The sequence below is a fragment of the Mycobacterium sp. SMC-14 genome (assembly GCF_046250075.1).
Taxonomy (GTDB): Bacteria; Actinomycetota; Actinomycetes; order Mycobacteriales; family Mycobacteriaceae; genus Mycobacterium.
Genome location: NZ_CP176429.1, coordinates 2,007,779 through 2,022,075 on the forward strand (window position 1 = coordinate 2,007,779; position 14,297 = coordinate 2,022,075).

The following is a 14,297-nucleotide window of genomic DNA, read 5'->3' on the forward strand; positions in this document are numbered from 1 at the left end:
ATGCCATGTCCCGAGCAATTCATGTCTTCCGCACTCCCGACCGTTTCGTGGCCGGGACCGTCGGCCAGCCCGGAAACCGCACCTTCTACCTGCAGGCGGTCCACGACGAACGGATCGTCTCGGTGGTGCTGGAAAAGCAGCAGGTCGCGGTGCTCTCCGAACGTATCGGTGCGCTGCTGCTGGAGGTCAACCGTCGATTCGGCACGCCGGTGCCGCCCGAGCCCACCGAGATCGACGACCTGGACCCGCTGGTCACGCCGGTGGACGCCGAGTTCCGGGTCGGCACCATGGGGCTGGGCTGGGATTCCGAGGCGCAGACGGTGGTGGTGGAGCTGCTGGCGGTCAGCGACGCCGAGTTCGACGCGTCGGTGGTGCTCGACGACACCGACGAGGGGCCGGACGCGGTGCGGGTATTCCTCACCCCGGAGTCCGCGCGCCAGTTCGCCACCCGCTCCAACCGGGTCATCTCGGCGGGCCGCCCGCCCTGTCCGCTGTGCGACGAGCCGCTGGACCCCGCCGGTCACATGTGCGTGCGCACCAACGGCTATCGGCGGGGCGCTTTCGGGCCCGACGACGAGCCCGATGACGCAGACATCTGACGACCGGGAGACGTTGCGCTCCGGGGAACTGGAGATCCTGGGCCGCATCCGTTCGGCGAGCAACGCCACCTTCCTGTGCCAGGCGATGCTGGGGGAGCACCGCGTCCACTGCGTGTACAAGCCGGTCGCCGGCGAACAGCCGCTCTGGGATTTCCCCGACGGCACCCTGGCCGGCCGCGAACTCGGCGCCCACCTGATCTCGGTTGAACTGGGCTGGAATCTGGTTCCGTACACCATCATTCGGGACGGCCCGGCGGGCCCGGGCATGGTGCAGCGGTGGGTGGATCAGCCCGAAGACGACGACGAAGACGACGTATCGTCGGTGCCCGGCCTGGTCGACGTGGTTCCGGGCGACCACGTTCCGGCGGGCTACCTACCGGTGTTGCAGGCCTATGGCCACGACGGCGGCCCGGTCACCCTGGTGCACGCCGACGACATTCGGTTGCGCCGTCTCGCCGTCTTCGACGTGGTGATCAACAACGCCGACCGCAAAGGCGGGCACATTCTGCACGGCACCGACGGCCGCGTCTACGGCGTCGACCACGGCGTGAGCCTGCACAGCCAAGACAAGTTGCGCACGGTGCTGTGGGGGTGGGCGGGCAAGTCGGTGGCCACGCTGGACGACCAGGCGCTGCCGGCCCTGGCGCGGCTGCTGGTGGCGCTGGAGGGTCCGCTGGCGGCGTGCCTGCAACCGCACCTGACCGCCGACGAGATCGCCGCCCTGCGCGGCCGCGTCGCCGACCTGCTGGATCACCCGGTGATGCCCGGCCCGAACCGTCATCGCCCGATCCCTTGGCCGGCGTTCTAGTCCACGTCGGGGATACTGCCAGACGTGACGCTGACCGACGCGGCGCTGGCCGCCGAACTGGCAGTCGAGGCCGGAAAGCTTTTGCTGGCGGTGCGTGACGAGGTGGGCTTCGCCCAGCCGTGGCACCTCGGCGACACCGGCGACGGTCGGGCCAACCAGCTGATCATCCGCCGGCTGCATGACGCGCGCCCCGGGGACGCGGTGCTCAGCGAGGAATCGCCGGACAACCTGATCCGGCTGCGGTCGGACCGGGTCTGGATCGTCGACCCCCTCGACGGCACCCGCGAATTCACCACGCCCGGACGCGACGACTGGGCGGTACACATCGCGCTGTGGCAGCGCGGCGGCGCCGACGGTTTTGGTGCGATCACCGACGCCGCGGTGTCGCTGCCGGCCTACGACAACAGAAGCAACGTCGTCTTCCGCACCGACACGGTCGCCCGGCCCGGCACCCCGACCGGGCCGCCGAACCCCATTCGGGTCGCGGTCAGCGCCTCCCGGATGCCCGCGGTGGTGCGACTCATCCGCGAGGTGCTGCCGGTGGAGCCGGTGCTGATGGGTTCGGCGGGTGCCAAGGCGATGGCCGTGGTGCGCGGCGACGTGGACGCCTACCTGCACGCCGGCGGCCAGTGGGAGTGGGATTCGGCCGCCCCGGCCGGTGTGGTGTTGGCGGCGGGGCTGCACGCGTCCCGGATCGACGGGACGCCGTTGCGCTACAACCGACCCGACCCCTACCTGCCCGACCTGCTGATGTGCCGGCCCGACGTGGCGCCCATCCTGCTGGACGCGATGCGGCGGACGGTGCTCTAAGCGGTGCCTATGCGGCGGTTCCAGCTTCGCCTCGCCTCCGGCGAGCCTCGCTAAACCGCCGGGCCTTACAGTCGTGGGCATGCAATCGTGGTCCGCGCCGGCCGTTCCGGTCCTGCCCGGGCGCGGCCCGGCGCTGCGCCTCTATGACACCGCCGACCGGCAGGTGCGTCCGGTGTCGCCGGGCCCGACGGCCACCATGTACGTCTGCGGCATCACGCCCTATGACGCCACGCATCTGGGCCACGCCGCCACCTATCTGGTGTTCGACCTGATTCACCGGCTCTGGCTCGACGCCGGCCATCGGGTGGACTACGTGCAGAACGTCACCGACGTCGACGACCCGCTGCTCGAGCGCGCCGAGCGCGACGGGGTGCCGTGGCAGGAGCTGGCGGCCAGTCAGGTCGAGTTGTTCGGCGCCGACATGACCGCGTTGCGGGTGCTGCCGCCCCGCGACTACGTGGCCGCCACCGAGGCCATCGACGAAGTGGTCGAGCTGGTCGAGAAGATGCTGGCCGCCGGATCGGCCTACACCGTCGACGGTGACGATCCCGACATCTACTTCCGCGCCGACGCCACCGAGCAGTTCGGCTACGAATCCGGCTTCGACCGCGCCACCATGCTGGAGCTGTTCGCCGAGCGCGGCGGTGATCCGGAGCGGGCCGGCAAGTCCGATCCGCTCGACGCCTTGCTGTGGCGCGCCGCCCGCCCGGGTGAGCCCAGTTGGCCCTCGCCGTTCGGGGCCGGCCGGCCGGGTTGGCATGTCGAGTGCGCCGCGATCGCGTTGAGCCGTCTCGGATCCGGGCTCGACATCCAGGGCGGCGGCTCCGATCTGGTCTTCCCGCACCACGAGTTCTCCGCCGCGCACGCCGAATCCCTCACGGGGGAGCGCCGTTTCGCCCGGCACTACGTGCACGCCGGGATGATCGGCTGGGACGGGCACAAGATGTCCAAGAGTCGCGGCAACCTGGTGCTGGTCTCCAGGCTGCGCGCCCAGGGGACCGAGCCGGCCGCGATCCGGCTGGGCCTGCTGGCCGGGCACTACCGCAGCGACCGGTTCTGGGACGACGCGACCCTCGCTGCGGCCGAGGCGAGGCTGGAGCGCTGGCGGGTCGCGACGACGCTTCCGGTGGGACCGGCTGCCGATGACGTCATCGCCCGGGTGCGTCGCTATCTGGCCGATGACCTGGACACCGTCAAGGCGCTGGCCGCGTTGGACGGCTGGACGACCGACGCATTGGAGTACGGAGGCCACGACGCCGACGCACCGCGGCTGGTGGCCACGGCGGCCGATGCGCTGCTGGGAGTGGCGCTGTAGGCCACCCACGGCGGGGGTAGGTTGAGCAGATGTCTTCGATTCACTCCCAAGTCATTTTCATCACCGGTGGCGCGCACGGTATCGGCGAGCAGCTGGCCCGCCGGCTGCACTCCCAGGGCGCCTCGGTGGTGGTGACGGACCTGGATGAGGCCGCCCTGAACAAGCTGGCCGATGATCTCGGTGACCGGGTGCTGACCGCCGTCGCCGACGTGCGGGATCTGGCCGAAATGCAGTCGGTTGCCGCGCAGGCCGTGCAGCGCTTCGGCGGCATCGACACCGTCGTCGCCAACGCCGGCATCGCGAGCTACGGCTCGGTGCTGAACGTGGATCCCGAGACGTTCAAGCGGGTCATCGACGTCGACGTGATCGGGGTGTTCAACACCGTGCGCGCCGCCCTGCCATCGGTCATCGAACGTCGCGGCTACGTGCTGGTGGTGTCCTCACTGGCGGCGTTCAGTCCGCTCGCGGGGATGGCGTCCTACGACGTGGCCAAGGCCGGGGTCGAGCACTTCGCCAGTGCGCTGCGCCAGGAGGTCGCCTACCAGGGCGTTGAGGTCGGTTCGGCGCACATGGCCTGGATCGACACCCCGTTGGTTCGCGACACCAAGGCCGATCTCGGGGCCTTCGGCGAAATGCTGGGCAAACTGCCGTGGCCGCTGAACAAGACCACCTCGGTCGACAAGTGTGTCGACGCCTTCGTCGCGGGCATCGAGGGCCGTCGGCGCCGCGTCTACTGCCCCGGCTGGGTGGGGGTGTTCCGCTGGCTCAAGCCGGTGCTGACATTGCGGCCGGTGGAAGGACCGTTCATCAAGGGCGCCGCCACCATCGTCCCGAAGATGGACGCCGAAGTCGCCGCGCTGGGCCGCTCGACCAGTGCGTACAACGAGGCCCGGGAAAAAGAAAAGTAGCCCGGCGGTTCAGCGAGGCTCGACGTAGGAGAGGCGAAGCTGGGACCGCCGCATGAGCCCGGCGGTCAGCGCCGCCGGCGCCGCAGGTAGCGCTCGAACTCGGCGGCCAGCGCATCGCCGTCGATCTTGTTCAGTGCCTCGGTCATGTCGACCTCGGCGTCGCCGCGTTCCTCCAAGGAGGCCACGTAGTCGGCGATCTCGTCGTCCTCGCTGGCCATCTCGCTGACCGCCAGCTCCCACTCCTCGGCTTGGGCCGGCAGGTCGCCCAGCGGAACCTCGATGTCCAGGGCGTCCTCGACGCGCCGCAGCAGGGCGACCGTGGCCTTGGGGTTGGGCGGCTGCGAAACGTAGTGCGGTACCGCCGCCCAGAAGGTGACCGCCGGAATCCCGGCCGCCACGCAGGCGTCCTGGAACACCCCGGTGATGCCGGTCGGGCCCTCGTAGCGGGTCTCGGTCAGCCCGAAGCGGGTGGCCGACTCCGCCGAGTACGCCGCCCCGGACACCGGCACGGGGCGGGTGTGGGGGGTGTCGGCCAGCAGCGCGCCCAGGATCACCACGGTGTCGACGTCGAGTTGTTCGATGACCGCCAGCAGCTCGGCGCAGAACGATCGCCAGCGCATGTTCGGCTCGACCCCGTGCATCAGCACGATGTCGCGATCGCTGCCTGGCGGCCGGCAGTGCGAAATGCGCATCGACGGCCAGACCAGCTCCCGGGTGACGCCGTCGAGCTGGCGGATCACCGGCCGATTCACCTGGTAGTCGTAGTAGGCCTCGTCGTCGATCTCGACGATCAGCCGGGCCTCCCAGATGTTGTTGAGGTGCTGCACCGCATCGCTGGCGGCGTCGCCGGCATCATTCCAACCCTCGAACGCAGCCACCACGATGGTGTCGTGCAGTTCGGGAAGCGCAGCGCCGTCATCTCCTCGCGTCACAAGGCCAGGGTAAGGCCTGCGCAATGTTCACGGGCCGCACCGGACCGGCTGAGTCGGCTTGTTCGTTGGGGTATTCGTCCCCATGCTGGGTGACCACGTAGACTTTTCACCGTCGAGAGGCGTTGCAACGGTTCGCCGGCCTGTTCCGGTAACCGCCACGCTCGGCAGAGTTAAGGACGCCTTCCGCCACGGAAGGAGCCCGCGTGACTGCCTTTGAGCCCAACATCCGGCCTGACTGCACCGACGAGCTGAAGGCCGCGCTGAGCCGGCGCATCATGGTGATCGACGGCGCGATGGGCACGGCGATTCAGCGGGACCGTCCGGACGAGGCCGGCTACCGCGGCGACCGATTCACCGAGTGGCCGACCGCGCTGCAGGGCAACAACGACCTGCTCACCCTGACGCAACCGCAGATCATCGAGGGAATCCACCGCGAGTACCTCGAGGCGGGCGCCGACATCCTGGAGACCAACACGTTCAACGCGAACGCGGTCTCGCTGGCCGACTACGACATGGCGGACTTCAGCTATGAGTTGAACTACGCGGGTGCCGCCCTGGCCCGCAAGGCGGCCGACGAGTTCAGCACCGGCGACAAGCCCCGCTACGTGGCCGGTACGCTCGGCCCGACGACGCGGACCGCGTCGATCTCGCCGGACGTCAACGATCCCGGCGCCCGCAACGTCTCCTACGACCAGCTGGTCGCCGCCTACCTCGAGGCCGCCAACGGCCTGGTCGACGGTGGCGCGGACATCCTCCTGATCGAGACCATTTTCGACTCGCTGAACTCCAAGGCGGCGGTGTTCGCCGTCGAGACGCTGTTCGAGGATCGCGGACGCCGCTGGCCGGTCATCATCTCCGGCACCATCACCGATGCCTCCGGGCGCACCTTGTCGGGTCAGGTCACCGAGGCGTTCTGGAACTCGATCCGGCACGCGAAGCCGGTCGCGGTGGGCCTCAACTGCGCTCTGGGTGCACCGGAGATGCGGCCCTACATCGCCGAGATGGCACGGATCGCGGACACCTATATCTCCTGCTACCCGAACGCGGGCCTGCCCAACGCCTTTGGCGAGTATGACGAATCGCCGGAGGCCCAGGCCTCCTACATCGCGGACTTCGCCGACGCGGGCCTGGTCAACATGGTCGGGGGTTGCTGTGGAACGGCGCCGGCGCACATCGCCGAGATCGCCAAGGTGGTCGAGGGCAAGCCGCCGCGCGAGCTGCCCACCATCGAGGTGGCCACCCGCCTGTCGGGCCTGGAACCGCTCAACATCACCGACGACTCCCTGTTCGTGAATATCGGTGAACGCACCAACATCACCGGCTCCGCCCGGTTCCGCAACCTGATCAAGGCCGAGGACTACGACACCGCGCTGTCGGTCGCGCTGCAGCAGGTCGAGGTCGGTGCGCAGGTCATCGACATCAACATGGACGAAGGCATGATCGACGGCGTCGCCGCGATGGACCGGTTCACCAAACTGATCGCGTCCGAGCCGGACATCAGCCGCGTGCCGGTGATGATCGACTCCTCCAAGTGGGAGGTCATCGAGGCGGGCCTGAAGAACGTGCAGGGCAAGCCGATCGTCAACTCGATCTCCATGAAAGAGGGCGAGGAGAAGTTCATCCGCGAGGCCCGGCTGTGCCGCAAGTACGGCGCCGCGGTGGTGGTGATGGCCTTCGACGAGCAGGGTCAGGCCGACAATCTGGAGCGCCGCAAGGAGATCTGCGGGCGCGCCTACCGGATCCTGACCGAGCAGGTCGGCTTCCCGGCCGAGGACATCATCTTCGACCCGAACTGCTTCGCGCTGGCGACCGGCATCGAGGAGCACGCCACCTACGGGATCGACTTCATCGAGGCCTGCGCCTGGATCAAGGAGAACCTACCCGGGGTGCACATCTCCGGCGGCATCTCGAACGTGTCGTTCTCGTTCCGGGGCAACAACCCGGTCCGCGAGGCGATCCACGCCGTGTTCCTGTTCCACGCCATCAAGGCCGGCCTGGACATGGGCATCGTCAACGCCGGTGCGCTGGTGCCCTACGACTCGATCGACCTCGAACTGCGGGACCGGATCGAGGACGTGGTGCTCAACCGTCGCCCCGATGCCGCCGAGCGGCTGCTGGAGATCGCCGAACGGTTCAACTCGGACGGCAAGGTCGGGGAAGACGGGGCTCCCGCGGCGGCCGAATGGAGATCCTTGCCGGTTCGTGAGCGGATCACGCACGCTCTGGTCAAGGGCATCGACGCCGACGTAGAGACGGACACCGAGGAGTTGCGGGCCGAGATCGCCGCCGCGGGCGGTCGCCCGATCGAGGTGATCGAGGGCCCGCTGATGGACGGCATGAACGTGGTCGGCGACCTCTTCGGCGCGGGCAAGATGTTCCTGCCCCAGGTGGTGAAGTCGGCCCGGGTGATGAAGAAGGCCGTGGCCTACCTGCTGCCGTATATCGAGGCGGAGAAGCAGCCCGGTGAAGCCGAGCACACCAACGGCACCATCGTGATGGCGACCGTGAAGGGCGACGTCCACGACATCGGCAAGAACATCGTCGGGGTCGTGCTGCAGTGCAACAACTACACCGTCGTCGACCTCGGGGTGATGGTGCCCGCCGAGAAGATCCTGGCTGCGGCCAAGGAATACAACGCCGACATCGTCGGCCTCTCCGGCCTGATCACCCCGTCGCTGGAGGAGATGGCCGGCTTCGCCGCCGAGATGGAGCGTGAAGGACTGGAGATCCCGCTGCTGATCGGCGGCGCGACCACTTCGCGCGCCCACACGGCCGTGAAGATCGCGCCGCGGCGCAGCGGTCCGGTGGTCTGGGTCAAGGATGCCTCGCGTTCCGTTCCCGTCGCGGCCGCGCTGCTCGACGACAAGCAGCGGCCGGCGCTGCTGGAATTGACCGCGAAGGATTACGCGTCCCTGCGGGAACGGCACGCCCAGAAGAACGAGCGGCCGATGGTGCCGTTGGAAAAGGCCCGGGCGAACCGGACGCCCATCGAGTGGGACGGCTACACGCCGCCGGTACCCGCCCAGGGCCTCGGCGTGCGGGAGTTTCTTGACTACGACCTCGCCGAGTTGCGCGAGTTCATCGACTGGCAGCCGTTTTTCAACGCCTGGGAGATGAAGGGGCGCTTCCCCGACATCCTCAACAACCCGGCTTCGGGCGAGGCCGCCCGCAAGCTGTACAACGACGCCCAGCAGATGCTCGACACCCTGATCGAGGAGAAGTGGCTGACGGCCAACGCCGTGATCGGCTTCTTCCCGGCGAACGCGGTCGGTGACGACGTCGAGGTCTACACCGACGAGACCCGTACCGAGGTGCTGACCATGTTTCACAACCTGCGCCAGCAGGGTGAGCACCGGGCCGGTATCCCGAACCGGTCGCTGGGCGACTACATCGCGCCCAAAGAGACGGGTCTGGCGGATTACATCGGCGCCTTCGCCGTCACCGCGGGGCTCGGCAGCGGCGAGAAGATCGCGGAGTTCAAGGCGGATCTCGACGACTACAGCGCGATCCTGCTGGAGTCGGTCGCCGACCGGCTGGCGGAGGCTTTCGCCGAGCGGATGCATCAGCGGGTTCGCAAGGAGTTCTGGGGATTCCAGCCGGATGAGCAGTTGGACAACGAGGCACTGATCGCCGAGAAGTACCAGGGAATCCGCCCTGCCCCGGGCTACCCGGCCTGCCCGGAGCACACCGAGAAGGCGACGATCTGGAAGTTGATGGATGTCCACGAGCGGACCCGCATCGAGCTGACCGAGTCGATGGCGATGTGGCCCGGTGCCGCCGTCAGCGGCTTGTACTTCTCGCACCCGCAGTCGCAGTACTTCGTGATCGGCCGGTTGGCCCAGGACCAGGTCGCCGACTACGCGAAGCGCAAGGGCTGGACCTTGGTAGAAGCCGAGCGCTGGCTCGCCTCCAACCTCGGCTACAACCCGGAGGACTGAGCCCTGGTACTGCGCGCGGTGCTGTGCGACATGGACGGCACCCTGGTCGATTCCGAGAAGCTGTGGGACGTCGCGATGGAGGCGCTCTATGACCGTCTCGGCGGGGTGCTGACACCGGAAGTCCGGGCGTCCACGGTCGGCGGGTGTGCCGAGGACACGATGCGGATCGTCTACGACGACCTGGGACTGCCGCTCGATCCGGCGGCCATGGCGGCCTCGGCGCGCTGGCTGCACGACTACACCGGTGAGCTGTTCGACGCGGGCCTGCCCTGGTGCGACGGCGCCCGGGAGTTGCTCGAGGAGCTGGCCGGTGCGGGGATGCCGACGGCCTTGGTGACCAACACTCCGCGGATGCTGGCCGAGCGGGCGCTGGGCAGTATCGGCCGGCACTATTTCGCGGCCGTGGTCTGCGGTGACGAGGTGCCCGCGGGCAAACCGGCGCCGGATCCCTACCTGCGTGCCGCGCAGCTGCTGGAGCTGGATCCGCGCCGGTGTCTGGCCGTGGAGGACTCGCCGACGGGTGCCGCCGCGGCCGAGGCGGCCGGGTGCGCGGTGCTGGTGGTGCCCAATGCGCTGCCGGTGCCGGCCGGTCCTCGGCGCCACCAGGTGGCCTCCCTGACCGGGCTCGGGCTGACCGACCTGCACGAAATCTGCGCCCAGCTGGCCCCGTTCTCCGGCGAGCGTGCGTGTTTGCACGCCGACACGCCGTAAAAGCTGTGCATCTGTGCACGCTCGCGCCAGTAGCCGAAGCCCCGCGGAGCGAAACTGCCGTGACCGCCACTGACCGGACATGAAACAATCCCTGCTCGTGAAGACCTTCGAGGAGCTGTTCGCCGAGCTCGGTGAGCGAGCCGCGACCCGGCCGGCCGGCAGCGGCACCGTGGCGGCGCTGGACGCCGGTGTACACACGATCGGCAAGAAGATCCTGGAGGAGGCCGGCGAGGTGTGGCTGGCCGCCGAACACCAGTCCGATGACGACCTGGCCGAGGAGATCAGCCAGCTGATGTATTGGACCCAGGTTCTGATGATCTCGCGCGGGCTGACGCTGTCCGACGTCTACGGGAAGCTGTGAGCATGTTGCGTGTTGCGGTCCCCAACAAGGGGGCGCTCAGTGAGGCTGCCGCGGCAATGCTGTCGGAAGCCGGCTACCGCAGCCGTACCGACGCCAAGGACCTGACTGTCATCGACCCGGCCAACAAGGTCGAGTTCTTCTTCCTGCGCCCCAAGGACATCGCCATCTACGTCGGGTCCGGTGAACTCGACTTCGGGATCACCGGGCGGGATCTGGCGGCCGAATCCGGGGCGCCGGTGGCCGAGCGGTTGGCGCTGGGTTTCGGCTCTTCGCGATTCCGCTACGCCGCTCCGGCCGGGCGGGACTGGGTCGCCGCGGACCTGGCCGGCAAGCGCATCGCCACCGCCTACCCGAACCTGGTCCGCAAGGATCTGGCCGGCAAGGGCATCGAGGCCACCGTCATCCGGCTCGACGGGGCGGTGGAGATCTCGATCCAGCTGGGCGTGGCCGACGCGATCGCCGACGTGGTGGGCTCCGGGCGCACCCTTCGCCAGCACGGTCTGGTGGCTTTCGGTGAGTCGCTGTGCGATTCCGAAGCGGTGTTGATCGAGGGCGCCGCATCCAATGGCCGCAGCGCCGAGACCGCTGCCGCCCGTGACCAACTGGCCGCCCGGGTGCAGGGCGTGGTGTTCGGCCAGCAGTACCTGATGCTCGACTACGACTGTCCGCGTGCGGTGCTCGAGCAGGCCGTCGCGATCACCCCAGGCCTGGAGTCGCCGACTATCGCTCCGCTGGCCGACCCGGATTGGGCGGCGGTGCGCGCGCTGGTGCCGCGACGCGAGGTCAACGCGATCATGGACCAGTTGGCCGCGATCGGAGCGAAGGCCATCCTGGCCTCGGACATCAGATTCTGCCGATTTTGATCAGTCCCGGTAGCTGAGGCTTCGCCGTGTTAGCGTCCGGTGGTCGGCTCGACTGGCCCGGGAGGTAGTGGTGACGCATTTCATCGTGCTGGTGCTCGCGCTGTTCATCGGTGCCGTTGGCGGGTTGCGCGCGTTTACCGCGCCGGCCGTGATGGCCTGGGCTGCGGTGCTGCAGTGGATCAACTTGAACGGGACGTGGGTCGAGTGGCTGAGCCATCCGGCGACCGTCGCCATCTTGACGCTGCTGGCGGTCGGTGAATTCGTCACCGACCAATTGCCCAGCACGCCGGCGCGTACCGTGCCCATGCAGTTCACCGCGCGAATCCTGCTGGGCGGGTTCGCCGGCGCGGTGCTCGGCACGGCCTGGAACTACCCCTGGACGGCACTCGGCGCGGGCATCATCGGTGCGGTGATCGGCACCCTGGTCGGTTTCCGGGTGCGGCAGCGCCTGGTCGCCGCCAACGGCGGGCACGACCTGCCGATCGCGTTGGTGGAGGACAGCATCGCGGTGCTGGGCGGTCTGGCGATCGCCGCGTTGACCGCGGTGGTCTGAACCTTCTCAGCGTCGCTGCACCAGCAGCGCCTGCGCCGACGTGCCGAAGAAGCCGTCCGAGTCGAACAGCTCCGCGGTGGTGACGCCCACCCCGTCCGGGCCGATGGAGGCGCGGGCTCGCAGCCCGAAATCCGCTCCGGTCGGCATCCGATGCAGGTGCACGACGGTGTCGGTGTTCATGAACATGTACTCGTCGACGTCCAGTGCGGCGCCGACGCCGTTCGCGGAGTCGACCACCATGGCCAGCCGCTGCAGGGCGGTGGTCGGCTCACTGTCCACCAGGTGCACCTGCGGACTCAGCCAGGCGACCGCCGTGCCGTCGGGCGCGTCCTGTTGGACCCGCCAACGCACCGAATGGGCGTAGCCGCTGGCCCGGGCGAACCACTCCGGCGGCGGTAACGACGGCCCGCTGATCAGTGGCGCGTGCCGGTCGGAGGACACCGCGGTGGTGTCGGAGGTGGCCAGCGCCCAGGCGCTCAGCCGTGCCACCGGCCGGTCGTCGTCGCAGGTGAACATCTCGGCTTCCAGCAGGGCGATCCGCCGCCCCGGCCGCTGGACCCGGGCCGCGACCCGCACCGGGGCCACCGGTATCGCCCCCAGGATGTCCAGGCTCAGGCGGGCGATTCGCTGGCCCGATCCGTCGACCAGCCGCTCGATCTCGCGGGTGAGCAGCGCCAGCGGAGGAGACCCGTGCTGTATCTGTCCCCAGTTGCTGCGGGTCAGGTCAGTGGATTCGTAGACGGCGCCGTCGGAACCATCCGCGCGCCGGTAATAGCTGCCGGTCATGCCGCACTGTCGGCCGGCCAGCCGGGGTAGGGCGGCGGGGTCCCCCCGAACGCCGGACACAGCGCACGGTGGGAGCACCAGTCACACAGGCGTGACGGCTGGGGGCGGAAATCACCTGTAGCGCCGGCGTTTTGGATGGCCTGCCAGATTGCGATCAGCGTCTTCTCGAAGCGCAGCAACTCGGCATGCTCGGGGGAGTAGTCCAGCAGCTGGCCGTCGGCCAGATAGATCAGCCGCAACCGTGCGGGCATCACGCCGCGCGACCGCAGCAGGGCCACCGCATAGAACTTCATCTGGAACAGGGCCTTCGACTCGGCGGCCTCGGACAGCCGCCCGGTGGCCGAGGGAGCCCGGCCGGTCTTGTAGTCGACCACCCGCAGCTCTCCGGTCGCGGCGACGTCGATGCGGTCGACGAAGCCGCGCAGCAGGGTGCCGTCGGCCAGCTCGACCTCGACCCGCTGTTCACAGCTCTGCGGGTCGAATCGGCGGGGATCCTCCAGTCGGTAATAACCGGCCAGCAGCTTGCGGGCCTCGGCCATGAGCCGCTCGGTGTCCAGCCCGGCGTCCAGGTCCGGGGCGGTGCTGATCAGGTGTTCCCACGCCGGGGCCACCAGGTCCCGGGCGGTCTCGGGATCACGCTGGGGTGCGGGCAGCGCGTAGAGCCGTTCCAGGGCGCCGTGGACCACCGAACCGCGCAGTTGCGCCATGGACGGTGGTTCCGGGAGCCGGTCAATGGCCCGGAAGCGATACAGCAGCGGGCACTGTTTGAAGTCGGCCGCCCGCGACGGGGATAACGCAGGCTTGCTCATAGTCCCGAACCCTACGGGTATGCGCCGACAACCCCGCTCGAACACGCTGCGTAGGGTGGACGGCTGTGTCCGAATCCGGGATCTTTCAGGCGGGCGATCGGGCCCAGTTCACCGACGCCAAGGGGCGCCGCTACACCACGGTGCTGGTCCCCGGCGGTGACTTCCACACCCATCGCGGGGCCATTCCGCACGACGCGGTGATCGGGCTGCCGGACGGCAGCGTGGTCAAGTCCGCCAACGGTGACCCGTTCCTGGTGCTGCGGCCGCTGCTGGTCGACTACGTGATGTCGATGCCGCGCGGTGCGCAGGTGATCTATCCCAAGGACTCCGCGCAGATCATCCACGAGGGCGACATCTTCCCCGGGGCGCGGGTGCTCGAGGCCGGCGCCGGCTCGGGGGCCCTGACGCTGTCGCTGCTGCGGGCGGTCGGTCCGGAGGGCAAGGTGATCTCCTACGAGCTGCGTGACGACCATGCGGTGCACGCCCGCGCCAACGTCGAGACCTTCCTCGGGCACCAGCCGGACAACTGGCAGCTGGTGATGGGCGATGTGGCCGACTGCGACTTGCCGGACGGGTCGATCGATCGGGTGGTGCTGGACATGCTGGCGCCCTGGGACGTGCTGGGCACCGTGTCGCGAGTCCTGGTCCCCGGCGGGGTGCTGGTGATCTACGTCGCCACCGTCACCCAGCTGTCCCAGGTGAACGAGGCGCTGCGCGAGCAGCAGTGCTGGACCGAGCCGCGGTCCTGGGAGACCATGCAGCGCGGCTGGAACGTCGTCGGGCTGGCGGTGCGCCCCCAGCACGCGATGCGCGGCCACACCGCATTCCTGGTCTGCGCTCGCCGGTTGGCGCCGGACACTGTCACCCCGACTCGGTTGGGGCGCAAACGGGGACGGCCGTAGCC

At 69.0% G+C, this 14,297-nt stretch carries 14 protein-coding genes; 11 read left to right on the top strand and 3 right to left on the bottom strand.

The genetic code is table 11. The features are described 5' to 3' along the window. The first annotated feature begins 5 nt into the window (after window positions 1-5). The 5 genes from ACKY0W_RS09370 (at window position 6) to ACKY0W_RS09390 (ending at window position 4,440) form a co-directional block, all read left to right on the top strand. Window positions 6-599 carry a DUF3090 domain-containing protein gene (locus tag ACKY0W_RS09370; protein ID WP_406758397.1) on the top strand — a complete coding sequence of 198 codons (594 nt, stop codon included), beginning with the start codon at window positions 6-8 and terminating at the stop codon, window positions 597-599. Then, window positions 583-1,407 (top strand): SCO1664 family protein, encoded by an 825-nt coding sequence (locus ACKY0W_RS09375; RefSeq protein WP_409437328.1) that lies wholly within the window; start codon window positions 583-585, stop codon window positions 1,405-1,407. Before ACKY0W_RS09370 ends, ACKY0W_RS09375 begins: the two co-directional genes overlap by 17 nt. A 24-nt stretch (window positions 1,408-1,431) precedes the next feature. Further along, complete coding sequence (locus ACKY0W_RS09380; RefSeq protein WP_409437329.1) at window positions 1,432-2,217, top strand: 3'(2'),5'-bisphosphate nucleotidase CysQ; 786 nt, start codon at window positions 1,432-1,434, stop codon at window positions 2,215-2,217. A gap of 79 nt (window positions 2,218-2,296) precedes the next feature. After that, complete coding sequence (gene mshC, locus ACKY0W_RS09385; protein WP_409437330.1) at window positions 2,297-3,532, top strand: cysteine--1-D-myo-inosityl 2-amino-2-deoxy-alpha-D-glucopyranoside ligase; 1,236 nt, start codon at window positions 2,297-2,299, stop codon at window positions 3,530-3,532. Between the two features lie 29 nt (window positions 3,533-3,561). After that, window positions 3,562-4,440, top strand: coding sequence for an SDR family oxidoreductase (locus tag ACKY0W_RS09390; RefSeq protein ID WP_409437331.1), 879 nt, complete (start codon window positions 3,562-3,564; stop codon window positions 4,438-4,440). Window positions 4,441-4,505: 65 nt separating this feature from the next. Here the strand turns inward: ACKY0W_RS09390 and ACKY0W_RS09395 are convergent, their stop codons facing one another. Then, window positions 4,506-5,372 carry a PAC2 family protein gene (locus ACKY0W_RS09395; protein WP_409437332.1) on the bottom strand — a complete coding sequence of 289 codons (867 nt, stop codon included), beginning with the start codon at window positions 5,370-5,372 and terminating at the stop codon, window positions 4,506-4,508. Window positions 5,373-5,575: 203 nt separating this feature from the next. On the opposite strand from ACKY0W_RS09395, the gene metH reads away from it, so the two are divergent. The 5 genes from metH to ACKY0W_RS09420 all read left to right on the top strand — a co-directional run bounded on the left by metH (window position 5,576) and on the right by ACKY0W_RS09420 (window position 11,798). Then, a complete protein-coding gene (gene metH / locus ACKY0W_RS09400) occupies window positions 5,576-9,310 on the top strand; it encodes a methionine synthase (protein ID WP_409437333.1) in 3,735 nt (1,244 codons plus the stop codon). Between the two features lie 9 nt (window positions 9,311-9,319). Then, a complete protein-coding gene (locus ACKY0W_RS09405; RefSeq protein ID WP_409437703.1) occupies window positions 9,320-10,021 on the top strand; it encodes an HAD family hydrolase in 702 nt (233 codons plus the stop codon). Between the two features lie 79 nt (window positions 10,022-10,100). Beyond that, entirely contained in the window at window positions 10,101-10,382 is a 282-nt protein-coding gene (locus tag ACKY0W_RS09410; RefSeq protein ID WP_065042224.1) for a phosphoribosyl-ATP diphosphatase, read from the top strand. A gap of 2 nt (window positions 10,383-10,384) precedes the next feature. Continuing rightward, window positions 10,385-11,245 carry an ATP phosphoribosyltransferase gene (gene hisG, locus ACKY0W_RS09415; protein WP_409437334.1) on the top strand — a complete coding sequence of 287 codons (861 nt, stop codon included), beginning with the start codon at window positions 10,385-10,387 and terminating at the stop codon, window positions 11,243-11,245. A gap of 70 nt (window positions 11,246-11,315) precedes the next feature. Beyond that, a complete protein-coding gene (locus ACKY0W_RS09420; protein ID WP_409437335.1) occupies window positions 11,316-11,798 on the top strand; it encodes a DUF4126 family protein in 483 nt (160 codons plus the stop codon). Between the two features lie 6 nt (window positions 11,799-11,804). Here ACKY0W_RS09420 and ACKY0W_RS09425 read toward each other — a convergent pair whose 3' ends face one another. Next, window positions 11,805-12,584, bottom strand: coding sequence for a thioesterase family protein (locus ACKY0W_RS09425; protein ID WP_409437336.1), 780 nt, complete (start codon window positions 12,582-12,584; stop codon window positions 11,805-11,807). Then, window positions 12,581-13,393, bottom strand: a complete 813-nt coding sequence (locus ACKY0W_RS09430) for a RecB family exonuclease (RefSeq protein WP_409437337.1) — start codon at window positions 13,391-13,393, stop codon at window positions 12,581-12,583. The genes ACKY0W_RS09425 and ACKY0W_RS09430 overlap by 4 nt, the downstream gene beginning before the upstream one ends. A 65-nt stretch (window positions 13,394-13,458) precedes the next feature. On the opposite strand from ACKY0W_RS09430, the gene ACKY0W_RS09435 reads away from it, so the two are divergent. Further along, a complete protein-coding gene (locus ACKY0W_RS09435) occupies window positions 13,459-14,295 on the top strand; it encodes a tRNA (adenine-N1)-methyltransferase (RefSeq protein ID WP_409437338.1) in 837 nt (278 codons plus the stop codon). Window positions 14,296-14,297: the final 2 nt, after the last annotated feature.